This is a genomic window from Rhodococcus sp. 14C212 (assembly GCF_011058195.1).
GTDB classification, from domain to species: domain Bacteria; phylum Actinomycetota; class Actinomycetes; order Mycobacteriales; family Mycobacteriaceae; genus Rhodococcus; species Rhodococcus aetherivorans.
This window is the reverse complement of sequence record NZ_JAALEH010000027.1, coordinates 1-24,174: the sequence shown is the minus strand read 5'-3', so window position 1 is coordinate 24,174 and position 24,174 is coordinate 1. Positions and strand designations below refer to the sequence as shown.

The window sequence follows — 24,174 nt, the reverse complement described above, 5'->3', positions numbered from 1 at the left end:
CACAGACGAGCGGCGGCGGGTCGACGACTTGCCGCCCCTCGTCTGTGTGTCCGAATGGGCGATGCCAGGTCAGTTCGCGGAGCCGGGCCCACTGCCGCGGCGCTTGATATAGGCCGCCATCGCAACGCCCATCGCCAGTGCGAGGAACAGACGCAGCACCTGGCAGGTGACGATCAGACCGACGTCGGTGCCGGCCTCGAGGGCGAAGGCGGTGACAGCGGGTAGACCACCGGGGGTGGTGGCCAGATACCCGGTGAAGACGCTCACCCCGAGTGCATGGGCCATCAGCGCGCCGATTCCGGCGCACGCGGCGAGGCTGAGCAGCAACGAGACCAGTGCGAGAGGCATGATCGTCGCGATCTTGCGCAGCACGTCCCGCGTGAGGTCCAGGCCTACCATGAGCCCGATCGAGGCGAACCCCGTTGCAAGGATCGGCACCGGCACATCGTGTGACGGAAACACATCGAGCAGGGTCAGCGCCAAGGCCACGAGCATCGGCAACATCAGTTTCGATGCGGTGAACGTCAGTACCCGAGCGAGCGCGAGCCCGGCCAGCAGTGACACGACGGTGAACGGCAGTCCGCTCCAGTACCCGTCGTGGCCGGCCGTAATGCCCGACCCGGTACCGCCCCCACCGAGCAGGGGCGCAATCACGGGTACCGACAAGACCACCACGAGGACCCGGAGGTACTGCACCGATACGACGGTCGCCTCGTCGGCCTTCAGTTCCCGCGCCATCGCGGTCAGCCCGGACGCACCGCCGGCGATGGAAGCGAAGGTGGCGGTCGATCCGCGCACGTGCGGGGAGATCCGCAGCAGCTGCCCGAAAACGAGGGTGACCGCGAGGGTTGCCATCGCGCTGCCGAGGGTGACGATGGGGTGCGCGGCGAGGGTGGCGACGACCGAAGAGTCGATCATCGAGCCGGCCTGTACGCCGATGATGCCGAGTGTGACTCCGCGGAAGGTGTCGGGCATCTTGCGGGGGGAGCGCACGCTCAGGGCACACAGGCCGCCGGCGAGTACTCCGGCAAACAGATACGGTGACGGTGCCCCGACGAAGACGAGCACTGCCGTCGTCACCGCGAAGGTCCCGGCGACGATCAGCCAGAACCTCATACTGTCGCGCCCGTGGGTATCCCGGCGCCCGAGCGTCCGTGTCATCGTCTCACGCGTGGGGGAGCAGTATCTGGCGGATCACGGTGCCGACGTGCAGGCGGTCGAGCGCACCGTCCAGCTGGCCGAAATCGATGGTTCCCGACAGCAGTCTGTCCACCGGCAACCGTCCTTCCTGGTAGAAGCGCAGGAAACGGGGGATGTCCCTGTCCGCGATTCCGCTGCCCAGCAACGATCCGCGCAAGACCTTCTCCTCGGAAACCAGTTGGGTGTGCGGGTACTGGTGGACCGCTCCGGTTGCGCCGACGCCGACACAGATCACCTCGCCCCCCTTGCGGGTGACGGCGAAGGCCGGTGCCAGCGCGGCGGTGCTGCCCGAGATCTCGAACGTCCGGTCGACACCGCCGTGCGAGATCTCCCGGACCTTCTCGACGAGGTCCGGGTCGCCGGCCTCGACGGTGTGGGTGCAGCCGAGTTCCTTGGCGAGCTGGAACTTGCCCGGCAGCAGGTCGATTCCGATGATCTGCGATGCGCCGGCGAGACGAGCGGCCATCACGGAGACCAGGCCGACACCGCCGAGCCCGAAGACGGCGACGCTGTCGCCGGGCCGCACCCCTGCGGTGTTGAACACCGCGCCCGCCCCGGTCACGACGGCGCACCCGAAGACGGCCGCGACCTCGAGCGGGATCGAGGAGTCGATCTTGACCAGGGAGTTCGGCACCGTCACGGCGTACTCGGCGAAGCACGAGATGCCGCTGTAGTGGTAGACCGGCTCACCGCCGAGGCTCAGCCGCCGTGCACCATTGGGCAGCAGCCCCTGGGCGCGGCTGACGCCGACGTTGTCGCAGATCACAGGCCGCCCCTGCACGCAGTACACGCAGGTGCCGCAGCCGCCGGCCACCGTCATCACCACGTGGTCGCCGGCCCGCAACCCCTGGACTCCGGCACCCACCTCGCGCACGATGCCGGCGCCCTCGTGGCCGCCGACGACGGGCAGCGCGCGCTTGCGCAGGCCGGCGACGACGGACAGATCCGAGTGGCAGACGCCGGCGGCTCGGACCTCGACGAGGACCTCGCCTTCCTGGGGACCCTCGAGGTCGACCTCTTCGATTCGGAAGGGCCTGCTGTCGGAGTAGGGCAGGGCCAGGCCCTGCTCGTGCATCACTGCCGCTTTCATCCGCATGTCAACTCTCCTCGGCGCCGGGTGTTCCTGGTGTGACTGGTCCTTCAGTTGATAAACAATATACACTCTATGGTGATCTCGGACACTCGGGTGCGCCCCGTACCTTCGCCCGAGTGCGGACCGGTGCAGCGTCGCAACACAGAGGAGAACGAACGTGTCGGGTAGCAACTCACAACCGGTCATCGCCCGGATGTTGATCGGGAAGCAATGGCGGGACGGGGACACCGCCCAGGAGGTCTACGACCCCTGGCGCGGCGACGTGGTCGGACGCATGCCCGTCTCCTCGGAGCGGGATCTCGATGACGCCCTCGCGGCCGCGCACGCCGCGAGCGCCGCGATGGCCCGGATGCCGGGGTACGAGCGCGCGAAGATGCTGCACCGGATCGCCGACACTCTGCTCGCACGTGCCCGCGAGATCGGTGAGGTCATGACGCGCGAGACCGGCAAGGCGATCCAGGACGCGGTGGTGGAGGTCGAGCGGGCCGTCGACACCCTGCGCCTGTCGGCCGAGGAGGCTGTGCGCATCGAAGGCGAACACGTCCCGATGGACGCCTCGGTTGCCGGCGCGGGAAAAATCGCGATGGTCATGCGGTTCCCGGTGGGGGTCGTTGCCGCGATCACGCCCTTCAACGCGCCGATCAACCTCGCCGCTCACAAACTCGGTCCCGCCCTCGCCGCCGGCAACGCCGTGGTGATCAAGCCGTCGCCGAAGGCGCCGCTGTGCGTGCACATGATGATCGAAGCCGTAGTGGAGGCGGGGGTCCCGGACGGTGCCGTCAACGTCGTCTACGGCGATCTCGTGGGTTCGAAACTGGTGGCGGATCCGCGGGTGGACTTCGTCAGCTTCACCGGGTCCATCCCGGTCGGCAAGATCATCCGCCGGGACGTCGGGATGAAGCGCGTGGCCCTCGAACTCGGCGGGGTGGGACCGACCTTCGTGCACCACGACGCCGATCTGGCAGCCGCGGCAACGGCATGCGCGCGCAACGGAATCCAACTGGCCGGTCAGAGCTGCGTATCGGTGCAGAACGTGTTCGTCCACCGGGACCGCCATGAGGAGTTCCTCGAGGCACTCGTGCGGGAGGCACGCTCGATCCGGTTCGGCGATCCGCTCGACCAGGCAACGGAGGTCGGCACCCTGATCGACGAGCAGGCCGCGATCCGGGTCTCGGGCATGGTCACGCGGGCGCTCGACCGCGGCGCCGAGTTGCTCTGCGGCGGCAACCGCAACGGAGCGCAACTGGACGCCACCGTTCTCACTCGCGTCGACTCGTCGATGGACATCGTGACGGACGAGATCTTCGGCCCGGTACTGTCGGTGCAGCCCTACGAGCAGATCGAGCCGATCTTCGAAGAGATCAGCGCCAGCCCGTACGGCTTGCAGTGCGGGATCTTCACCAACTCCCTGGACCTCGCGCTGGCGACGCTGCGCAACGTGCGAACCGGCGGGGTGATCGTCAACGGAACCTCGCGGTGGCGCGCGGACCAGATGCCGTACGGCGGTGTGAAGGACAGTGGTATCGGCAGGGAGGGACCGAAGTTCGCGGTTCGAGAGATGACCGAGGAGCGGCTCTTCGTGCTCAACGGCTGAGCGGCCCGACCCTCGTCCGCGCGGACAGGGGCCCTCCGACCGAGGGTCGGAGGGCCCCTGTGGTCGGTGGGTGCTCAGGTCGGCAGTGCCCGATCACCTTGCCGGCCACGAGGGCGGCGGCGACGCTGACAAAGAGCAGATCCGTGGTGGCGGCCACCAGGCCACCGAGTCCTCCGACGGCGACACCGGCGGCGAAGAAGGCGAACAGCGTTGCGGTGAGCCCGGCCGAGAGCGGCCGCAGGCGGTGCTCGAAGTGTTCGAGCATTCGCAGTCCGCTGCGATGGGCACACCGCGCGGGAACGACCAGTCCGAGCAGGACGCCGGCGATGGTGGTGTGGACTCCGGATTCGTGCACCGCCAGCCAGGTCGCGGCGGGCAAAGGCGCCAGCGGCCAAACGCTTCCGATGCTGCGTCGGTGGCCCAGGCGAGGCGAGCAGGGGCAGTGCCGCCGCGGCGAAGGCGAGCACATTGGTGTCCTCGCTGTAGAAGACGGCGATTGCGCCGACTGCGAGGAGGTCGTCCACCCCGGCGAGGGTGAGCAGAAGGGTGTGCAGGGCCGAGGAGATGTGCGCCGAGGACCGCCAAGGCGATGTCGGTGGCGGTCAGAGCGGCCCAGCCGACCAGTGCCTCCGCGCCGTCGCTGTGGTTGACCAGCACGTAGATCGCCGCGGGCACTGACATGCCCCCACTGCCGCGGCGATCGGCAGGACGGCGCGGCGGGGGTCACGCAACTGGCCTGTGACGAACTCGCGTTTGAGCTCGACCGCGACCACGAAGAAGAAAATGGTCAACAGCCCATACGGTGTCCTGTCGCAGGATGGTCGCGATGCGGCCGGCGAGCGGCATCGCGCGCAGGCGAACGGGTGCAGCGGACACGGGCAATCCTCCGATCGGGTACCTGCGGCGGCGTCTTCGGCGGAAACTGCAACCCGCCGCGGTGGCTGTGCCGAACACCTTTGGGACGCAGTGCATTGCCTACTCGAGGGTTCGGATACGGATCGGAGGCAACGGTCGAAACTTTTCGGAGGCGTTGCACATCACGACTGCCGTTGACGCCGAAGCTAATCTACAGTATATCATTTACCTGTGTTGCGGCTCACAATGCTGAGCCGGGAAATCGCCACTGGTGTTCCGACTGGCGGGAGCGACACATCCGTCTGACAAGGGGATATGCAATGAGTCAGCTACACCCACGTTCCGCCGGCGAGCGGCCGCGCAGCGTTCTCGAACCGGATCGGAGGCGACCATGAGTGCCGAAACCGCCCTCGACACTGCCGAGCCGAGGACGGAGCCTGCGGACACCATGCGGGAGCGGCCACAACCGGTACGGCAGGTGGATCGGGCGATGAAGGCCGTCGACTGGGTCCTGGAAACACTTGCGCTCGGTGCCCTCACCGTGGTCATGCTGCTGACCGTGGCCAACGCCGCGGCACGCTACCTGTTCCAGAGTCCCCTTCCCGGGGCCATGAACGTCACGCTGCTGTACTTCATGCCGGCGCTCGTCTTCCTCGCTCTTCCGCGCGTGCAGGCGGTGGACGCGCACATCTCGGCGACCCTGGTCGTCGATCGATTGGGTACGCGCGGGCGTCTGATCTGCAAGGTGCTGGTGAACGTGATCGTGGTCCTGATCATGATGGTGATGCTCGAGGGCGCCCTCCACGAGCTCGGCGGCGCGTGGGGGGCGGTCCTGGGCGGCTACCCACCGCTCCCGCTGGGCCTGTCCTGGGTGTTCGTCCCGATCGGCCTCGCCGGCGCAATCGTGCGCGGCCTCTGGCAGATCGCCACCGCCGGCGTTGCACGCGAGGCAGACGACGAGCGCGAAGCAGAAAGGCACGCCGATGTTGTTTGAGGTTCTCGGGCCGGTCCTGGTGCTGATCGTCCTTCTGGCGCTCGGAACCCCGGTCGGATTCGCGATGGCCGGAGCCGGCATCGCCGGTCTGTGGGCCATCGACGGTTTCGACACCCCAGCCGCACTGCTGTCCACCGGACCACACGGTGCGACGCAAAGCTTCAGCTTGACCGCGTTGCCGATGTTCATCCTGATGGCCGAGTTCCTCGGCGCGAGCACGATCGTCGGCAGATTGTTCGATGCCGCGAGAGCCTGGTTCGGGCGGCTACCGGGTGGCCTCGCCATCGCCAGCGTGGGAGCCGGCGCCGGTATGGGCACCATTTCCGGCTCGAGTGTGGCCGCCACGGCGAGCCTGTCGCGAATCTGTATTCCCGAGATGCGTAAGAGCGGCTATCACGACCGCCTGTCGCTGTCCTCGGTCGCCTCGTCCGGCACCCTAGCTGTGATGATTCCGCCCAGTGTGCCGCTGCTGATGTACGGCATCACCACCGAGACGTCGATCGTCGACCTGTTCACTGCAGGCATCGTTCCGGGCATCATCCTGGGGCTGCTCTTCGTGGGCACGATTGTGGTGTGGCAGCGGATGCGTCCGGAGATCGCCCCGCCCACCCCGGAAACCACCTGGCGGGAACGTCTCGAGTCGGTCCGGCACACCGGACCGGCGATCCTGCTCGTCACGCTCGTCCTGGGTGGCATGTACTCGGGCATCGTCACCGCCACCGAGGCCGGTGCCGTGGGCGCCTTCGGCGCGCTGATCGTCGCGATGATCTTCGGCAGACTGCGGTGGAACGGAATCCTGACCGCGCTTCGGCGCACCGCGGAGATCACCGCGGCGGTGTTCATCATCGTCATCGGCGCCAAGCTCTTCACCCAGTTCCTGACTCTGACCGGCGTCACGCAGAGCCTGACCGAGACGATCAAGGAATCAGGCATCCCGCCGCTGCTGGTCATCGTGCTCGTGTGCCTGGTCTACGCCGTCCTCGGCTGCTTCATGGACGGGCTCGGCATGATGCTGCTGACCCTGCCGGTGTTCTTCCCTCTCGTCGTCGGTTTGGGGTACGACCCGATCTGGTTCGGCATCATGGTCGTTCTGGTCATCGAGTTGGGATTGATCACTCCGCCGGTAGGGATCAACGTGTACGTCGCTTCAGGCGCGTCCGGGGGAGATCTAGGTGTGGCCTTCCGGGGTGTGACCCGGTTCTACATTGCCGCTGTCGCCACGGCGGCGCTGATCATCGCCTTCCCGACCATCGTCACCTTCCTGCCCTCGTTGCGCGGGTAACCGGCTCGACTGTGCACCATACGAGAGGACACCACTTCCGTGATCACGTTCAAATCCCTCAAGAACAGGCGAGGAGGCGGCGCCGGACTGCTTGCCGCAGTACTCACCAGCGCACTGTTGCTGTCCGGCTGCAGCTCCGCGGTGCAGCGCGGCGAGGTTGCCGACGACGGCACGATCACCCTGCGCTTCGCGCACCAGTTCTCGACCCGGCACGCCATCACCAAGAACGCGCTCGAGGTGTGGATGGACGAGGTCGAGACGCGAACCGCGGGGCGGGTGAAGTTCGAGTACTTCCCGGCCGGCCAGCTCATCGAGGCCAACGATGTCTTCTCGGCAATCCGCTCGGGAGTGATCGACCTCGGTTACTTCGTGCCGGCGAACGCCGCCGGAGCGGAGCTGCCGTTGAGCGATGTCCCTGCGGTACCCGGCTTCGGCGCCGAGGATTCGCTGGAATCGATGCAGGGCGCCTACTGGGAGCTGCTCAGTGGGATCCTCGGTGAGAAGGACTATCTCCCGAAGAACGTTCGTCCGGTGATGGGGATTCTGGCCGGCAAGTACCAGCTGCTCGGCGCCGGTGAATCGGTGCGCACCAGAGAAGACTGGCGGGGATTGACGGTGCGCAGCGCCGGTGGCGCATCCGACTTCGTCGTCAAGAACCTCGGTGCCGCCCCCGTTCACATGAGTTCGGGCGAGGTGTACGAGGCCATGCAGCGCGGAACGATCGACGCCGGCATCAACACCCTCGAGTCCATGCCCGCTGCGGCCCTCGACGAGGTGACCCGCTCGGCGTCGACCAACGCTCCCTTCGGCGCCGGACCGACCGTGCTGGCGATCCGCGAGGAGGCCTGGCAGAACCTGCCGGAGGACATCCGGACCGCGATGGCCGAGGCGCGGGAGGTGGCGCTGGCGACGCTGGCGGCCTTCTACGCCGACGAGAACACCAAGAATCTCGAGTCGATGTCTTCGGACGTCGAGTTCTATCAGCTCACCTCGCAGGAGTTGGCCGACCTCGGGCCGGCCATGAAGCAGTCCCAGGAGGAGTGGGTGGCCCAACGCGAGCGGCCGGGCAAGCCGGCTCGCGAGGTGCTGGAGGCCTGGGCGGATGCCCTCGAGCGTCGGCACGCTACTGCGAGCGGCTCCTGAGAGTCGTAGTAGGGATCGCTCCACCGTGACTTAGCCGCACCGAAGCCGGTGCCTTCCGCCTCGATACGGAAGGCACCGGCTTCGCGGCCGGGTGGGACAACCCGGCGATGAGACATGAACCTGCTGGACAGAACCGACCAGGATCACCTCTTCGGCAGCGGTGATCCGGCCCGACGGGGTCGGACCGAAAGCAGGCAACAGTCGCTGCGTTTCAGTCGGTATCGCGGTCGGCGTGGAGTGGTTCGCGTGTGTCGGAGCATACGGCGGCCCTCGACCGCCCTCGACGGTCACGAATGCAATTGCAGCAGAGTGCCGTCAGTACCGCGGCACTGCAGACAGCTCCGACCGCAAAGGCCAGACTGATCCCGGCCTCGGTCGGATGGTGGTCCGAGGCCAGGTGGGTGGCCAGTACCGCGCCCGAGACCGCACTGCCGAACGCGCCGCCGACGGTGCGAAGCACTTGGTTGAAGCTCACCGCGCTGCCGAGTTGGACGGCGGCGACGTTCCGCGCGATCAGGGCCGGCATGGCCGCATACGTGGTGCCGAGTCCGATGCCGAACAGCAGCATTCCGCCCAGGATCCCGGCGAGGTTGTCGTGTACCTGCCAGAGCCGAACGGCAGAGGCGGTCATCACAGCGGCGCCGATCGGTAGCATCGTCGTCATCTGAACCCGCCGGGTGAGCATCCGGACCAGTCGACCGGCGCCGAGACTTCCCACTGACAATGGGAGCATCACGAAACCCGCCCAGAACAGGGGCAGGCCGACGCCGTACTCGGTGGACGTCGGCGCCTGTGCGGCCAACCCACCGACCGACAGGCCGACATACAGGGCGGCGCCGAGCCCGATCGCGGTGCCGTTTTCGAGCACGACGTCCGCATTGCGGAACACCCGCAGGTCGACCAGAGGATCCCCCGTTCGTAGCTCGACCACTGTCCAGGCGACGAGCAGGACAGCGGCAACAAGTACGGCGCCGAGCGTCCAACCCGACGTCCAGCCCCAGTTCGAGCCTTCGCTGACCACCAGCAGCAGCGCCGAGAGCCCGAGACCGAGCAGGACGGCCCCTGCCGCATCGAAGGTGCCGCGAAGGGCGTGCAGGTCGGGACCGTCGGGCACCACTCGGTGCACCGCGGCTGCCGCGGTGAGCAGGAACACCGCCGCGAACCCGAAGGCCGAGCGGAAGCCCAACTCGCTCGCGAGCACGCCGGTGAGCGGATAGCCCACGCCCATCCCTGCCGCGACGGCTATCGACAGGCTCGAAATGGCAGGTCGCACAGACTCCTCCGGCAGATAACGGCGAGCGAGTGCGATCGTGACCGGGACGATCCCGTAGGACAGGCCCTGCAGTGCCCGTCCCAGAAGGAAGATCGGGAAGTTCGGGGCGGCCGCGGCGATGACCGACCCGACGAGGATCACGGCGAGCGAGACCAACAGGAGGCGCTTCTGGTGTCGGCCGTCGCTGAGCCGACCCATGATCGGTGTGGCCACCGCACCGACGAGGAGATTGACGGTCAGCATCCACTGCGTAGTGCTGACGGAGACGTCCATGTCGCGCGAGATCGTCGGTACCAGCAGCATGCCCAGCGAGCTGACAACCGCACTGGTCAGGCTGGCGTAGACCAGGACCGGCAGCAGGGCGGGGCGGGCGGTGCATGTGCTCATCCGATGCGTCCTTCACGTGTTCGTAGGTCGGTGCACCGACACCGGGAAAGCCGAGGTCGGGCTGTCTTTCGCAGCCTGTGAAACGCGGCTCTTGTCACCTGGTTAGCTATAATATATTGTAGCTACCGAAGCACCCGGAGAACCAAGGAGTGGGTATGACTACCGAAACCGTGGACGTCAGCGCGGAATACGGCACCATGTCGGACGAGGCTGTCGCCCGGCTGCGCAGCCGCCTGGGCAAGGTAATGCCCATCGAGAAGCCGTACATCCGGCACATCAACCCGGACAGCATCACGCACTTCGCCCGCGCGGTGGGCGACCAGAACCCGCTGTACCTCGACGAGGAGTACGCGAAGAGCGGCCCGCACGGCGACGTGATCGCACCTCCCGGCATCTTCTACGGAGTCGCTTGGGGCAGCTGGGATCTGCGCCGCGGGCAGGGCCTGCCCGGAGTGCACGGCCTGCACTCCGGTGATCACTGGCAGTTCTTCCAGCCGGTGCGTAACGGTGACGTGCTGCGGGCCACCAAGGAGCTGATCAAGGCCGACTTCAAGGAAGGCCGGATGGCGAACAGGATGCTCGTGCAGGCCGACGAGATCCGCTACTACAACCAGCATGACGAGCTGGTCGCCATCCAGACCATGCCGATCTTCCGCATGGAGCGTGGCGAGTCCAAGTCGACCGGCAAGAACGCCACCCTGGAACTTGCTACGTACACCGCCGAAGAGATTGCGCAGATCGATGCCGAGCTCGACGCCGAGAAGCCCCGGGGTGCCGAGACCCGTTACTGGGAGGACGTGCAGGTCGGTGACGCCATCGATCCGGTCGTCAAGGGCCCGCTGACCGTGCCGGAGATGGTGGCGTGGCTGCAGGGCATCGGTTCGCCGCACGTGCGCGCCGGCAAGTATTGGCTCGACTACCGCCGCCAGTCCCCCAAGGTTGCGGTCACCGATCCGAAGACGGGTATCCCGCAGGCGATCGAGCGAGTGCACTGGGACGACTTCATGGCCGCCGAGATCGGTATGCCGGCCCCGTACGATTACGGTTCGCAGCGTGGCGGCTACGCCACCTACTGGGCCAGCCTCTACCCGGGCGACGAGGGCTGGGTGGCCGACCTCGACTTCCAGTACCGCAACATGGTGTTCATCGGCGACGTGTACCGGATCAAGGGTGAGATCGTCGACAAGTGGCGTGGTGCCAAGACCGGCACCGGCTACGTCAAGGGCAAGTTCACCTCGATCAACCAGCGTGGACAGGACGTCATGCCGGGCACCGTGATCTTCGCTCTGCCGAGCAAGGAAACGGGCCCGATCCAGTTCCCGATCGACATCCAGGAAGACGGCCGGGCTTAACCCCGGCAGCTGGCCAGGAAACAACCGTTCCTGAGCCAGTACGGCAGGCCGCGCCGTCTCGGACCCTTCGCGGCGCGGCCTGTCGACACACTCGCCGATGCCGGTGCCCGCAGCGGGCGACCATTCATCACCAGTTCCGGTGCCTCCGGAATCGAGGAGCTCTCTCATGACCACAGTTCAGCGCCCCATGAAGGGGATCCGCGTTCTCGACTTCACCCACGCGGCGGCCGGCCCCTTCGCCACCGTGATGTTGGCCGACCTCGGAGCCGAGGTCATCAAGGTGGAGAAGCCGGGACGAGGAGACGGCTCGCGCCACATGGGCAAGCCGATGCTCGGCCCCCTCGAGAGTGACTACTACGTCGCCCTCAACCGGAACAAGCGCGGTATCGCCCTCGATCTCGGGACCCCGCAGGGCCGGGAAGTCGCGCTCCAACTCGCCGAGAAGTGCGACATCGTCGTCCAGAACTTCCGGCCGGGCGTGATGGACCGTCTCGGACTCGGATTCGAGCAGATCGCCGCCCGACGGCCCGGTGTCGTCTACTGCTCGTTGTCGGCCTTCGGCCCCGAGGGCCCGCTCAGCGACCGACCGGCGAACGACATCATCATGCAGGCCGTCTCCGGTCTGATGGGCATCACCGGCGAGGTCGGCGGCGGCCCGGTCCGGGTCGGCGCCCCGATCAGCGACTTCAGCACCGGACTCTTCGGGACCGTCGGCATCCTCAGCGCACTCTACGTGCGGAACCAACATCCCGAGGGTCAGCACATCGAGGTCGCCATGCTCGACAGCAGCATCGCGCTGATGTCGAACTACCTGCCCGCCGTCGCCGGCCTCGGCGAGACCGTTCCGCGCTGCGGCCGAACCCACGCCCAGATCGTGCCCTACCAGGCTTTCGAGTGCTCGGACGGCGCGTACGTCATGGTCGGTGCCTTCACCCAGGGCTTCTGGCGGCGACTGTGCCTCGCTGTCGATCGTCCGGAATGGCCCGAAGATCCCCGCTTCGAAACCAACGCCAAGCGGCTGGAGAACCGGAGCGTGCTGGCTCCGATGCTCGAGGACATCTTCCGCACCCGCACCCGCGAGCAGTGGCTGGACACTCTCAAGGCCGCGGATGTACCGGCCAGCCCGGTGCTGGAGCTGCACGAGGCGGTCGCGAGCGAGCAAGCACAGTACAACCAGATCGTCCAGGACGTCGGTCGAGACGGAATTGCTTGTCCCACAGCACGATTCCCGGTACGCTCCTCGTCCTGGCCGCTCGCCGAATCGCAGACTCCGCCGAGAATCGGTGAACACTCGGTGGACGTGCTGCAGGACGTGCTCGGCAAGGGCGAGGAAGAGATCGACCGGCTGCTATCCACCGGCGCGGTGGGAGTGGACCGGGTCGACGTCTCCTCGTAGCTCCAAGCGTCTTCGGTGGCGCCGAGTGGAGGCCATAGAAGAACACTCGGGCGCGGCTGCCGGCAGCCGCGCCCGAGGACATTCGTTCCACTGAATCGGACTCGGTCTCCAAGACTGTCGAACCCGCGAACCACAGGCGCATCCCCGCCTGATCGAACTAGTTGGAGGAGTACGTCGTGACAGCTCTCGAGGGCGTGAAGGTGATCTGCCTCGGGCAGTTCTACATGGCACCGTACGCCACCATGCTGATGGCCCGGCTCGGTGCCGACGTCGTGAAGATCGAAGCCCCGGAGGGCGATCCCTATCGTCGCCTACCCACGGTCGACGACGAAGGCATGTCCGTGCAGTTCCAGTTCATGAACGCGGGCAAATGCACGGTGCGACTCGACCTCAAGCATCCCGCCGGTCAGGAGATCTTGCGTTCGCTCGTCCGCGAGTCCGATGTGCTGGTGCAGAACCTGTCTCCGGGCGCGATGGAGCGCTTCGGCCTGGGTTACGAGCAATTGAGCCAGGTCAATCCGCGCCTGATCATGGCCTCGGGTAGCGGGTTCGGCTCCTTCGGTCCGTATGCAGGCGAGCCGGCAATGGACCTGACCATCCAGGCTCGTACCGCTGTCATGAGCACGACCGGCTTCGACGACGGCCCACCGGTCCGCACCGGCCCGTCGGTCGTCGACATCATGGCCGGCACGCACCTGGTAGCCGGCGTGACAGCCGCCCTCTACCAACGCACCGTCACCGGACGTGGCCAGCACGTCGAAGTGGCTCTCCAGGACGCAATCATCCCAGCCCTGACCTCGAACATTGCGGGATGGCTCAACAGCGAGGGCACCATCCCGGAGCGGACCGGCAACCGGCACGGGGGCCTGGCGGTCGTGCCCTACAACGCCTTCCGGGCGAGCGACGGCTGGATCACCCTGCTCGCACCGACACAGGCACACTGGGACCGACTGTGCGCGCTGATCGGCGACCCGGACCTCGCTGACGAGCGCTTCGCCGACATGGCGGGTCGATGCGCCAACGATGTCGAGGTCGACACTCTGATCGAGCGGTGGACGCAGCAACGGCCCAAGGACGAGCTGGTCAAGGCTCTCCAGGCAGCCAAGATCCCGTGCGCCCCAGTCGTTACGCTACCCGAGTTGCTCGAGGATCCACACGTGCGCGAGCGGGGCATCATCCGCCGGATGGTCGACGAGCGGGGAGAGTGGACCACGCTCGGCAGCCCGATCCTGCTGTCCGATTCGCCCCTCGTCGAGCCCGCCCGCGCCGGCGGACTCGGTGAGCACACCGACGAGGTGCTCACCTCTCGACTGGGAATGTCGGCAGACGAGGTCGGCAAGCTCCGCGAGGACGGTGTGCTGTGAGCGCGGCGGGAACAGCGGACCCGGCCCGCAAGGCAGGGGTCACCGGCACCGCCTTCGCCCGCGGGGTGTGGGGTACCACCCTGCCCTTCCCCAGCCCGCTGGCCTACTCGTTCGGCTACCTCGTTGCGGTCGACCGGGGCGTGATCGCGGTCGACCTGGGCTGGAACTCCGACGAATCCTGGGAAGCCTTCCAGCTCGGCCTCAAGCGCGCCGGAGCGGGGTTGGATTCCCTGCTCGGTGTGCTGGTCACCCACGTCCACCCCGACCACTACGGCCTGGCCGACCGGGTACAGAAGCACACCGACGCCTGGATCGCGATGCATCCGGGGGAGCTGCCGCACGTCGTCCGGGACGAGCCGTCGATCCGAGCCCGCATCGAGGACATGACCGTCTGGCTGACCCGGTGCGGTGTGCCGACCCATGTCCTCGACGAGATCCACAGAGAGGAAGCGGAACTCACCTCGGGCTTCGCGTCGGTTCGCCCCGACATCCTGTTGGGCGACGGGGACAAGGTGCCCGCCACCCGTGGCTCATTGGTGGCACTGCACACCCCGGGTCACACCCCCGGCCACCTGTGCTTCCACGACACCGAACGGAACCTGGTGTTCACCGGCGATCACGTGCTGCCCCGGGTCACCCCGAACGTCTCCCGGCGGCCGGGCTACGGCGACGACCCACTGGCGGACTACTCCCGCTCCCTCGAACGCCTGCGGGTCGCGTCCGATGCGTTGGTGCTGCCCGGTCACGAATGGGCCTTCGACACGCTCGAGCCTCGGCTACAGTTCCTGCAGAATCACCAGGACGAACGCGGCCGGGAGGTCGAGGCGGTCGTTGCCTCGGGCGCGGAGACGGTATGGGAGGTGACCCAGGCATTGAAGTGGGCTCGGCCGTTCGAGCAGCTGGCCTCGCGCGGGCGCCGACAGGCGATCGGCGAGACCCACGCCCACCTGTACCGGCTCCGCAACGAGGGCCGGCTCGCCGTCGATGCGGAGGTCCCCGAACGCTGGTCCCGCGCCGCGGACGGAATGCCTCGCCGCGAGACCGCGTGACCAGCGCGGGTGTTATTTGCCGGCGGTCGACTTCCGCGCAGCCGGCTTTCTCGCCCGCGCCTTCTTCGCGGGCGCGGGCTCATCCATGCGCGCCTCGCGGTCGCGCTGCATGTTGCGGCGGTAACCGCGGTGCGCGTCCATCGCCGCGATCATGCCGTCGATGTCGCGGGCCTCGAACAGCTCGAGTTGGCGAAGGTGGTCCTCGTGCCCCTGGGTGCTCTCGATCAACTCCGCCGCGGTGTACGGCTTGGTGATGTCCCACAGATAGCCCAGTAGGTGCAGCAACACCGGAGACCCGACCCGGTTGAACGCGACGAAGTGGAACCTGCGGTTCAGCTCGAGGTATTCGAGGCGATCCGCGGCGCTGAGCTTGTGGCTCTCCTCCTCGAGGATGCCGCGCATTTCCGCGATGTCGTCCTCGGTGATCTTGGGCATCGCCAGCCTGAGCGCCTCGGTTTCGAGCACCGTGCGCCAGGTGTAGATGTCGTCGAGTTCATCGAAGCTCAGGTCGCGGGTGAAGAAACCGCGCGCCTGCCGGTAGTCGATGAAGCCCTTCGCCGCCAGCGAACTGAGCGCTTCGCGCACCGGGATGTGGGAGACCTCGAATTCCTTGGCCAGGGCGGAGGGGGACAAGCGGGCCCCGCTGCCGTACTCGCCCTCGGCGATCGCCGTCTCGATGCGGCGCTCGATGAACGAGACCAGTGTCTCCGGCCTGTTGTCCTTCGCTGCTCCGGCTGTCTTTGCGGTCGCCACGGCTGTACCTCTCTCGGGGAGTGGGGCTAAATACTATACTATCGCGACCCGGCGCTGAACGTCCGGAAACCGGACGGTTCGTTCCCTCGTGCGCTGACCGAATCTATCGGTCGCATGGGCCAGCTCAGGCCCGAGTCTGTTGCCGCCGCACCCTTTTCGAGGACTCATAAATAGTATATTCTAGATTATCCAATCACATGGAGGAGCTGAACCAATGGCAGACATCGAGTTCACCGTCGAGGGCGGGGTAGGTCGCATCCTGCTGAACCGGCCGCACCGCAAGAACGCCTTCACCTTCGGAATGCTCGAGGACTGGGCGTCCATTCTCGACAATGCACAGCACGACGATGCCGTTCGTGTGGTGACGGTCTCCGGTGCCGGCGGTGCGTTCTGCGCGGGAGTCGATTTGGAGGACTTCGCCACCGAACGTGCCACCCCGTATTCCGACAAGGCCATGCTGACCGATCGAGTGCACATCGTCGCGCGCGCGGTCGAACGCTTCGACAAGCCGTACATCGCCGGCGTGTCGGGTGTCGCGGTGGGCGCCGGAATGGACATGGCGTTGATGGCGGACATCCGCGTCGCGGCGGAGAGTGCTCGGATGTCGGAGGGCTACATCAGGGTCGGACTGCTGCCCGGAGACGGTGGATGCCACTTCCTTCCCCGGCTCGTAGGTAAGGCAAAGGCCCTGGAGTTGCTGTGGACCGGGGACTTCGTCGATGCCGAGACCGCGCTGGAGATCGGTCTGGTGAACCACGTCTACCCGGACGGTGAGTTCGACGCCAAGCTCGACGAACTCGCCTGCCGCCTGGCGGAGCAGCCGCCGCTGGCGATGCGAATGATCAAGCGCGCCACCGTTCACGGCGAAACGCTGCCCCTGGCGGCGTCCTTGGATCTGATCTCTTCCCATCAGGCGATCATCCAATCCACCGAGGATTCGGTGGAGGCGATGGCGGCCTTCAGGGAGAAGCGCAAGGGTGTTTTTGTCGGCCGGTAGTCGACGGTCGTGCTCCATGCTTCTGCGGAGCTCCGGGCCCGGTGGAAGCAGGGGGTGCCGCATGACGTCGCCGGCGTCGGTGCACGTGATGTGCACCTGATCCAGACAGGAGAGTGAGCCTTGACACACCGCGAAAAACAATAGAGGATATATTCTAATCGCACTCCGGTGGTGTCCACAGGCTTGGGCGATCGATACTTTTGACTCTCTGCTGGAAGGGCGAGAATATGGACGTCACGTCCGCAGTGGCTAACAGCCGCATGACATTCCGTCAGTACCTGGTGATCTTCGGAGCCTTGCTCTGCAACCTGGCAGACGGCTATGACCTCTCTGTAGTCGGATTCGCGTTGCCGCACCTACCGGACGGGTTCGCGTCGTCCGCGGTGAAGGGCTGGCTGATCAGCACCGGGCTGATCGGAATGGCCGTCGGCGCCATCTTGGTCGCCCCGATGGCCGACCGGCTCGGCCGTCGTACCCTGCTGATCGCAGGCGTGGCACTCAACCTGGTCGCAATGATCGGAACCGCGCTTGCACCGAACGTCGAGGTGATGTTCGTGACTCGCTTCTTCACCGGGGTCGCGGTCGGCGTGTTGGCGACCCTGAGCATCTTGATCGCTCAGGAGTACGCGGCCGCGGACAAGCGGAATCTCGCGGCTGGCCTGGTCACGATCGGCTTCTCGATCGGAACGATCGGGGGTGGGATCATTGGACTGTCGCTGGTGAACGCGTTCGGTGGGGCGTGGCAGGTGTTCTTCTGGGCCGGCGCGGCCCTGACCGCGGTGATCCTGGTGTACATCGTCGCCCTGATGCCCGAGTCGCTGTCTTTCCTGGTCGCGCAGGGGACTCCCGATGCGAAGCGGCGCATCGCGAAGATCGCGGATCGCATGGGTCTCGAGGATGTCGATCCGGACGCGAAGGCGCCGGTCGACCCGGTGGAGACGAGTGTCGAGACGAAGGCCTCGTTGCTCGACAGCGTGTTCCGCAAGCGTTCGCTGTTGCTGTGGTCGGCCTACGCGATCCTCACCGCCGCCTACTACTTCGTCGCATCCTGGACCCCGCAGTTGATCGCCAACGAGAGCGGCAGTGCCGACGTCGGAACCACGGTCGGCACCCTGATCAGCGTCGGCGCGATGATCGGCGCAATCACTTTCGGCATCATCGGCATTCGAGTCGCTGCCCCCAAACTCGGCTGGATCTTTCTCGGGATCGCGATCGTCTCCCAGCTCGTGTTCGCGATGACGATGGAAGGGGGCATCGCGATGGGCGCCGCCACGGTTCTCGGATTCGCGGCATTCGCCTCGATGACCGCCTATGTGTCCGCTGCGCCGCAGCTCTACCCGGTGAAGCTACGAGGTAAGGGACTCGGCTACATGTACGGCATCAGCCGGTTCGGCTCCATCCTCGCTCCGATCGTGGCCGGCTACGCGATCACCTTGGTCAGCGGCAAAACGATGTACCTCGCAGCATCGCTGTTGTTCGCGATCTCCTTCGTGCTTACCGTTGCCCTCTGGAAGAACACCCGGCACCTGCTGGCGGCCACGCGAGAGGCCGAACCCGCCACCGAATCCGTGCCCGCGACGGCTTGATCCCCGCGAGTCACACAACAAAAAGGAAAAGGCAGATGAGCAGCTCGTTGCACCCGGCCCGGTCCACCTGCGTCGACCAGGAACTCGACCTGAGAATCGGCGGCACCTTCGAGCGCGGCCGGGGGCCCGACTTCCCGGTGTACAACCCGGCCACCGAGGAGGTGGTCGCCGAGGTGGCGGAGGCGAGTCCCGCCCAGATCGACCGTGCCGCGGCGATCGCCCGCGCCGGACTGGACCGCGACGAGATGGGTGACGCCAAGGAGCGCTCGGCCGCGCTGGACCGACTGGCGGATGTGTTCGAAGCGCGCGCCGACGAGCTCCTCGCAGTATCGGTGAACGAAATCGGCACCCCGGTCTCCACCGCCCAGGGCCTCCACGTGGACACCCCCATCAGTGTGCTGCGGTGGATGGCGCAGGCCACGCTGATCGATCGCACCGAACACCTCGGGGTGTTCCCCGGTCCTCCGGCCAGCGATTCGAAGGTGATCTATCGCCCGGCGGGGGTCATCGCCGGGATCGCCGCCTACAACTATCCCTTGCTCTTCGCCGCGATCAAGGTCGGCGCCGCGTACGCAGCCGGGTGCCCGAGCATTCTGCTGTCGTCGCCGAACGCGCCACTGGGCATCCTCAATTTCGGCCGCTACGTTCAGGAAGCCGGCTGGCCCGAGTCCTCGGTGAGCGTCCTGGCGGGTGGAGTCGACGCCGCGCAGCACCTGATCTCGCGGCCCGAGGTGGCCAAGGTCAGTTTCACCGGCTCCGTCCCGGCGGGTAGGGCGGTCATGGCGACCGCAGCGGAAGGTCTGCGGGACGTCGTGCTCGAGCTCGGCGGCAAGTCCGCTGCGATCGTGCTGCCCTCCGCGGACGCCGAGTCCGTCGTCGAGCCGATCCACTCCCGATACCTGCGCAACGCCGGGCAGGGATGCGCATCGCCGACGCGAATCCTGCTGCACCGAGCCCAACTCGACGCCTTCCTCGCGGCCAGCCGCGCCTACTTCGAGTCGGTTCCGGTGGGCGATCCCTGGGACACCCGGACACTGGTCGGACCGGTCATCAGCGAACGCCATCGCGCGAGCGTGCTCGGCCACATCGACAACGCGCTCAGCGACGGGGGCACGGTGCTGGCCCGCGGTCACGAGCCGCAGGGCGCGGGCTGGTGGGTACCGCCCACCCTGATCGGCGGACTCGGCAACGACGCCCGCTGCAACCAGGAGGAGATCTTCGGTCCGGTCGCCAGCGTGCAGACCTACGACACGATCGACGAGGCGGTGGCCATCGCCAACGACTCCACCTTCGGACTGCATGCCACCGTGTGGGGACCCCACGACGAGGCGATGGAGCTGGCGCCGCGGCTCGACGTCGGGCAGGTGTCGATCAACGGCGGCGGTCCGAAGCGGCCGGACGCCCCGAACGGTGGCTGGAAGAACAGCGGCATCGGGCGGGAGTTCGGCGAGGCGGGAATCCGAGAGTTCCTCGAGCCGGTCCACATCCAGTGGCCGGTCAAGTAGGGAGGTAGCCATGTCCGACCAGTATTCGGTTCACGCGCTTCGCTACGCCCGGAGCGTCGGCAAGCGTTCCTCGTACTTCTACGGCCACCACCTGTCCGGGCAGCCGGATTCCGAACAGCACGTGGACTGGTCCTTCTGGCTGCTGAAGAGCGGCAACAAGACCGTTCTTGTCGACTGCGGGTACGACACCGACCGCGCCGCGCGGAAGGGTCGGTACGTCGGTACCAATCCCCTCGCGCTGCTCTCCCGGATGGGTGTCGCCGCGGGCGAGGTCGACCACGTCGTGATCTCGCACGCCCATTACGACCACGTCGGGAACATCGGCCTCTTTCCGAACGCCGAGTTCACCCTTGCTCGTACGGAGTTCGACTGGATAACCGGGCCCTACGCGAACCGGTTCCCGACCTGCTGGGTGGTCGAGGAAGAGGAACGTACGATGATCCAGAACTTCGCTCGGGACGGACGATTCCACTTCGTCGACACCCGCACTGAAGTGTTGCCGGGCATCGAGGCGTGGACGATCGGCGGGCACACCCCCGGGCAGATGCTCGTCGAGATATCGGCGACCTCGGGGAAGGTGGTGCTGGCTTCGGACGCCGCCCACTTCGCCGAGGAGTACGAGACCGACCGTCCGTTCGCCATGTTCCACAATCTCGAGGACATGTTCGCCGGTTACGAGCAGATTCGGAACCTGAACGGCCGCAAGGGAACGGTGGTGATCCCCGGCCACGACCCCCGGGTGAGCCAGACCTTCGCCGAGGTTGAGAAGGACTGCTTCGACCTCACCGCCGTGATCGCGCATCCGGTGGAACACGACAATCTGGAAGGGGCAGCGCGATGACGACGAACCTCGAGGTTCCCCGGACCGCACGGGCCGCAGTGGTGACGGCCTTCAACGAACCACTCGAGGTGCGGGAGGTCGCCGTCCCCGAACTCGAAGCCGGAGCAGTATTGGTCAGGATCGACGCGGCAACGGTGTGCGGCAGCGACGTTCACCTGTGGGACGGCTCGCTGTCTGCGATCCGGCCACTGGAACTGCCGATCATTCCGGGCCACGAGATGGCCGGCACCGTGGTGGCGCTGGGCCCGGATGGCACCACCGACGTTGTCGGAGCCCCACTTGTGCCGGGTGACCGGATCGTGTTCACCCAGGGACGGTGCGGCAGCTGCTATCACTGTACCGTCGCAAACCAGCCGAACCTGTGTCCAAACCGCAGCAATTATGGAGTCAACTGCGAGAGGTTCCCCTACCTCGTCGGGGGATTCGCAGACTACTGCTACGTCTATCCCACCTCGCGCAAGATCAAGATCCCGGCAAATGTGAAGTCCGAATGGGCGTCGGCGTCGAGCTGCGCGCTCCGCACGGTGATCAAGGCATTCGATCAGCTCGGTCCGCTGCAGTCCTGGCAGACCGTGGTGATCCAAGGCGCCGGTCCGCTCGGCCTGTTCGCGACTGCGGTGGCCTCGCATCTGGGCGCTACCCGGGTCATCGTGATCGGAGATCCCGCCGATCGGCTGGAGCTGGCGCGAGCATGGGGAGCGACGGACACCATCTCCGTTTCGGGGCACCCCGACCCCGAGGCGCGGGTAGAGGCGATCAAGGAGCTCACCGAGGGTGCCGGGGCAGAGGTCGTGATGGAGTTCTCCGGTGCCCGGACCGCATTCGGTGAGGGGTTGGCAATGACGCGTCGAGGTGGACGATTTCTCGTCGCCGGCCAGGTCGGACCCCACACCGTGGAGTTCGAGCCGACCGCAATCACCCGCGGCAATATCAATGTCATCGGGTCATTCTCGGCATCGGAGGCAGAATACTGGCGTGCGCTTCAGTTCATGAGTGCAACCCAGGACAAGTTCGATTTCGATCGCATGCTGTCCAATCGATTCGGACTCGAAAAGGTCACCGATGCTCTCCGGGGGATGCAGGGTCTGACCGAGATAAAGCCGGTAATCCTCCCCAATGGGAGCGGGATCGCAGGGCTCGACGGATGACAGTGGTATCCGTTTGAACGTCGGAGCGTTCGCTCCACGAATACTCCTGCTGCTGGGCGTGGCGGCGCTTGGTGGTGCAAGGGCAACGGGCGCAATGTGGGGCACTACCTGGTGCTTGTAGGTCACCGCGAAGCTGATGGCGCTCATCCGGAATGCCCGCCCGCCGCCGACACCGACCTCGAGACCCCCGCCTTGCAACCACCCGAGCCTGAGGTGGGATCCGAACTGCCTCTCGTGATGCGCACCCGCGAACGGTATTCCGCGGGGCAGCACTTGCGGGCGCACACAGTGTCCTTGTCGGCGATCGGGCGCACTCTCGCTCGACCTCAGAGTGGTGCGTCGGTTCGCCCGGGCCACCGAGGTCGAGGATCTGCTGAGCAAGACACGATCCCGTGTCAGTCTCGCCGGACGAGTTCACACCCTCTCATCACGAACGTCTGAATGCCGGGTGCACCGACGCCGCCCGTCTTACCATGGAAATCGCCCCAGACGGGCTCGGGAACGCAGTCCCGCCCCGGCTGCCACTGGAGGCTTGGTCCGGGACTCCGCCGAGGTCATGACCGATCGCCGTGGAGGTGACCGCGCCGCCTGGATGAGCGCCGTCAGCCGCGACGGCGAACCGTCTTGGCTCCTTCGCTGTTCCGTAAACGCGTCATCCACACCGTATGACGAAGCCTCACAACAGAACCGCGAAATGCGCGCCAGATCCACTTTCGATGAGCCTGGTCAATGCTGCCGCCTCGCTCCTATCTATATATAATAGTGTCTTATGTGTTTCGATCCTACCGCGATTCCTCCGGCCATCCCCGACGGCGTTACGTCCGGTATCTCTGATGTCGAGTCCTACGATCTGATTCTGGGCGAAGGCGACGGACGCTTCCGCGCATTCGTATCCCGTGCACAGTCGGCGGTCGAGACCGCGGTCGTGGTGCTGCCGGATGTCCGAGGACTGTTCGAGTACTACCGGCAATTGACGGTTCGGTTCGCCTCGGTCGGGCACCACGCTGTCGCCATCGACTACTTCGGTAGGACCGCGGGTACGGGGGAGCGCGGCGAGGACTTCGATTTCATGAGTCACATCGGGCGCACCACACCCGAACAGGTCCAGACGGATGTCGCGGCGGCCGTCGACCATCTGAGGTCGACGCTGGGTGCTCGCCGCGTGGTCACTGTCGGATTCTGTTTTGGCGGGTCGCAGTCGTACCTCGGCACGGCGACTCCACAGTTGGCGATCGACGGTGCAGTGGCGTTCTACGGTGGGCTGGACGGCACTCGTCTCGGAGTTTTTCCGTCGCCGGAGGACCGAGCAGCCGACATGTCCGGGCCGATTCTTGCTCTGTTCGGCGGAGCGGATCCGAGTATCACACCTGAGATGATCGACCGCTTCGACGCGGCGTTGTCGCGCCACGGCGTCGACCACGAATTCGTCACGTATCCCGGTACGCCACACTCCTTCTTCGACCGCCGGCATGGGGAGTTCGTGAACGAGTGTGATGATGCGTGGCGGCGGGTTCTGGATTTTCTGGCAACTGCGGGTTGAGCGCGCGGGGAGTAGAGCGGTATCGAACTCGATGGGCGGTGCGTGATCGTCACAGTAGCGTCGTCGTCCTGATCTGCCCGTCACCGCCCGGTCTCGTACCTGCGGATCGGGTACGGCCGCGTCCTGGGCGGACGCGGAGTTGACCGAGTTCCCCTGCGGGCGACCGGGTAGCGGCTGTGACGGGGTCGCCCGGGTTGGGGGCTCTCGGGCGGTTATCCGTTCGGGCGCAGGGTGGCTGCGCCGAGTCGGTAGGAGCGGCGCTGTGGGTCCCGGTAGTCGGGATGCGGGTGCCTCGATCCGGAACGGTTCGCGCCGACCGATGCGGCCCCAATGCTGACCGCCCGAATCGCGCAAGAGGCGGAGACAAGGGAACTGATCGCGGGGTCGTCGACGCTCGTGGCGCCGCTCGTGGCGTCGGCCTTCTTCGACTGGTGGGCAGGAATGACGTGCCAGGTCCGATGATCGACACCGCCGTTCACGGCGAACGTCTGCCGCGATCCGTCCGGGGCGAACGACCACAGTACGACATCGAAAATCGGTTCGGCGCCCTCGTTGTGCACGTCGTACTCGAAAGCGGTGTCGGCGGCGTCGCGCTTTCACGCGCAGCGAGACCGACCGGGCACTGCCTGTGCTGAGTCGAAGTCGGTCCTTGCGCTTCCAGCGGTAGTCGCGGACAACAACGACGAGGTTGATGATAAAGATCTTTCGGTAATAGGGCGTGTCGTTGCACGTGATTCGCGCCGTGCTGCTTGATCATTGACGAATGGCAGGGAAGAAGACCGGTTCCGGGGAGGAGTCCGATGCCCGGAAAGTCAAGCAACG

Annotated in this window: 18 protein-coding genes and 1 pseudogene; 14 read left to right on the top strand and 5 right to left on the bottom strand. The window is 66.3% G+C overall.

From position 1 onward, the window contains the following. Positions 1-69: 69 nt before the first annotated feature. Together G6038_RS14210 and G6038_RS14205 are read right to left on the bottom strand one after the other, a co-directional pair. Positions 70-1,116 carry an AbrB family transcriptional regulator gene (locus tag G6038_RS14210; protein ID WP_165038503.1) on the bottom strand — a complete coding sequence of 349 codons (1,047 nt, stop codon included), beginning with the start codon at positions 1,114-1,116 and terminating at the stop codon, positions 70-72. A gap of 49 nt (positions 1,117-1,165) precedes the next feature. Beyond that, on the bottom strand, positions 1,166-2,296 hold the full coding sequence (locus G6038_RS14205) for a zinc-binding dehydrogenase (RefSeq protein WP_100055066.1): 1,131 nt from the start codon (positions 2,294-2,296) through the stop codon (positions 1,166-1,168). A gap of 154 nt (positions 2,297-2,450) precedes the next feature. Here G6038_RS14205 and G6038_RS14200 point away from each other — a divergent pair, with 154 nt between their 5' ends. Continuing rightward, the gene (locus tag G6038_RS14200) at positions 2,451-3,887 is read left to right on the top strand and encodes an aldehyde dehydrogenase family protein (protein WP_346772818.1); all 1,437 of its coding nucleotides are present in this window, start codon (positions 2,451-2,453) and stop codon (positions 3,885-3,887) included. Between the two features lie 88 nt (positions 3,888-3,975). On the opposite strand, the pseudogene G6038_RS14195 reads toward G6038_RS14200, so the two are convergent. Next, a pseudogene (locus G6038_RS14195) lies at positions 3,976-4,684 on the bottom strand (Na+/H+ antiporter NhaA); the annotation flags it as partial. A gap of 548 nt (positions 4,685-5,232) precedes the next feature. Here G6038_RS14195 and G6038_RS14190 point away from each other — a divergent pair. From G6038_RS14190 to dctP, 3 genes are read left to right on the top strand one after another with little or no spacing between them, the layout of a single operon-like run. Continuing rightward, complete coding sequence (locus G6038_RS14190; protein WP_165038502.1) at positions 5,233-5,736, top strand: TRAP transporter small permease subunit; 504 nt, start codon at positions 5,233-5,235, stop codon at positions 5,734-5,736. Further along, positions 5,726-7,018: a TRAP transporter large permease gene (locus tag G6038_RS14185; RefSeq protein ID WP_165038501.1), complete on the top strand. Its 1,293-nt coding sequence runs from the start codon at positions 5,726-5,728 to the stop codon at positions 7,016-7,018. Before G6038_RS14190 ends, G6038_RS14185 begins: the two co-directional genes overlap by 11 nt. A 39-nt stretch (positions 7,019-7,057) precedes the next feature. Continuing rightward, positions 7,058-8,161, top strand: a complete 1,104-nt coding sequence (gene dctP / locus G6038_RS14180) for a TRAP transporter substrate-binding protein DctP (protein ID WP_165038500.1) — start codon at positions 7,058-7,060, stop codon at positions 8,159-8,161. Between the two features lie 211 nt (positions 8,162-8,372). On the opposite strand, the gene G6038_RS14175 is transcribed toward dctP, so the two are convergent. Next, positions 8,373-9,821, bottom strand: coding sequence for an MFS transporter (locus G6038_RS14175; RefSeq protein ID WP_165038499.1), 1,449 nt, complete (start codon positions 9,819-9,821; stop codon positions 8,373-8,375). A 155-nt stretch (positions 9,822-9,976) separates the two neighbouring features. On the opposite strand from G6038_RS14175, the gene G6038_RS14170 reads away from it, so the two are divergent. From G6038_RS14170 to G6038_RS14155, 4 genes are all read left to right on the top strand, one after another. Next, positions 9,977-11,173 (top strand): MaoC family dehydratase N-terminal domain-containing protein, encoded by a 1,197-nt coding sequence (locus G6038_RS14170; protein WP_165038498.1) that lies wholly within the window; start codon positions 9,977-9,979, stop codon positions 11,171-11,173. A 166-nt stretch (positions 11,174-11,339) separates the two neighbouring features. After that, complete coding sequence (locus tag G6038_RS14165; RefSeq protein WP_165038497.1) at positions 11,340-12,569, top strand: CoA transferase; 1,230 nt, start codon at positions 11,340-11,342, stop codon at positions 12,567-12,569. 176 nt (positions 12,570-12,745) lie between these two features. After that, positions 12,746-13,933, top strand: coding sequence for a CoA transferase (locus tag G6038_RS14160; RefSeq protein WP_100055094.1), 1,188 nt, complete (start codon positions 12,746-12,748; stop codon positions 13,931-13,933). Then, the gene (locus tag G6038_RS14155; protein WP_165038496.1) at positions 13,930-14,982 is read left to right on the top strand and encodes an MBL fold metallo-hydrolase; all 1,053 of its coding nucleotides are present in this window, start codon (positions 13,930-13,932) and stop codon (positions 14,980-14,982) included. The genes G6038_RS14160 and G6038_RS14155 overlap by 4 nt, the downstream gene beginning before the upstream one ends. Before the next feature lie 12 nt (positions 14,983-14,994). Here G6038_RS14155 and G6038_RS14150 read toward each other — a convergent pair whose 3' ends face one another. Continuing rightward, positions 14,995-15,735: a GntR family transcriptional regulator gene (locus G6038_RS14150; protein WP_165038495.1), complete on the bottom strand. Its 741-nt coding sequence runs from the start codon at positions 15,733-15,735 to the stop codon at positions 14,995-14,997. A 214-nt stretch (positions 15,736-15,949) separates the two neighbouring features. On the opposite strand from G6038_RS14150, the gene G6038_RS14145 reads away from it, so the two are divergent. The 6 genes from G6038_RS14145 to G6038_RS14120 all read left to right on the top strand — a co-directional run bounded on the left by G6038_RS14145 (position 15,950) and on the right by G6038_RS14120 (position 23,352). Further along, positions 15,950-16,732 carry an enoyl-CoA hydratase-related protein gene (locus tag G6038_RS14145; RefSeq protein WP_165038494.1) on the top strand — a complete coding sequence of 261 codons (783 nt, stop codon included), beginning with the start codon at positions 15,950-15,952 and terminating at the stop codon, positions 16,730-16,732. Positions 16,733-16,992: 260 nt separating this feature from the next. Beyond that, positions 16,993-18,318, top strand: coding sequence for an MFS transporter (locus G6038_RS14140; protein WP_165038493.1), 1,326 nt, complete (start codon positions 16,993-16,995; stop codon positions 18,316-18,318). A gap of 35 nt (positions 18,319-18,353) precedes the next feature. After that, complete coding sequence (locus G6038_RS14135; protein WP_165038492.1) at positions 18,354-19,823, top strand: aldehyde dehydrogenase family protein; 1,470 nt, start codon at positions 18,354-18,356, stop codon at positions 19,821-19,823. A 10-nt stretch (positions 19,824-19,833) separates the two neighbouring features. Beyond that, positions 19,834-20,664, top strand: a complete 831-nt coding sequence (locus G6038_RS14130; RefSeq protein ID WP_165038491.1) for an N-acyl homoserine lactonase family protein — start codon at positions 19,834-19,836, stop codon at positions 20,662-20,664. Beyond that, on the top strand, positions 20,661-21,812 hold the full coding sequence (locus tag G6038_RS14125) for a zinc-binding dehydrogenase (protein ID WP_165038490.1): 1,152 nt from the start codon (positions 20,661-20,663) through the stop codon (positions 21,810-21,812). The genes G6038_RS14130 and G6038_RS14125 overlap by 4 nt, the downstream gene beginning before the upstream one ends. A gap of 769 nt (positions 21,813-22,581) precedes the next feature. Continuing rightward, positions 22,582-23,352 carry a dienelactone hydrolase family protein gene (locus tag G6038_RS14120; RefSeq protein WP_165038489.1) on the top strand — a complete coding sequence of 257 codons (771 nt, stop codon included), beginning with the start codon at positions 22,582-22,584 and terminating at the stop codon, positions 23,350-23,352. Positions 23,353-24,174: the final 822 nt, after the last annotated feature.

Coding starts and splice junctions, on each gene's coding strand:
- G6038_RS14210 (WP_165038503.1), bottom strand. CDS start 1,116: ATGAGGTTCTGGCTGATCGTCGCCGGGACCTTCGCGGTGACGACGGCA.
- G6038_RS14205 (WP_100055066.1), bottom strand. CDS start 2,296: ATGCGGATGAAAGCGGCAGTGATGCACGAGCAGGGCCTGGCCCTGCCC.
- G6038_RS14190 (WP_165038502.1), top strand. CDS start 5,233: ATGAAGGCCGTCGACTGGGTCCTGGAAACACTTGCGCTCGGTGCCCTC.
- G6038_RS14185 (WP_165038501.1), top strand. CDS start 5,726: ATGTTGTTTGAGGTTCTCGGGCCGGTCCTGGTGCTGATCGTCCTTCTG.
- G6038_RS14175 (WP_165038499.1), bottom strand. CDS start 9,821: ATGAGCACATGCACCGCCCGCCCCGCCCTGCTGCCGGTCCTGGTCTAC.
- G6038_RS14170 (WP_165038498.1), top strand. CDS start 9,977: ATGACTACCGAAACCGTGGACGTCAGCGCGGAATACGGCACCATGTCG.
- G6038_RS14165 (WP_165038497.1), top strand. CDS start 11,340: ATGACCACAGTTCAGCGCCCCATGAAGGGGATCCGCGTTCTCGACTTC.
- G6038_RS14145 (WP_165038494.1), top strand. CDS start 15,950: ATGGCAGACATCGAGTTCACCGTCGAGGGCGGGGTAGGTCGCATCCTG.
- G6038_RS14140 (WP_165038493.1), top strand. CDS start 16,993: ATGACATTCCGTCAGTACCTGGTGATCTTCGGAGCCTTGCTCTGCAAC.
- G6038_RS14135 (WP_165038492.1), top strand. CDS start 18,354: ATGAGCAGCTCGTTGCACCCGGCCCGGTCCACCTGCGTCGACCAGGAA.
- G6038_RS14130 (WP_165038491.1), top strand. CDS start 19,834: ATGTCCGACCAGTATTCGGTTCACGCGCTTCGCTACGCCCGGAGCGTC.
- G6038_RS14125 (WP_165038490.1), top strand. CDS start 20,661: ATGACGACGAACCTCGAGGTTCCCCGGACCGCACGGGCCGCAGTGGTG.
- G6038_RS14120 (WP_165038489.1), top strand. CDS start 22,582: ATGTGTTTCGATCCTACCGCGATTCCTCCGGCCATCCCCGACGGCGTT.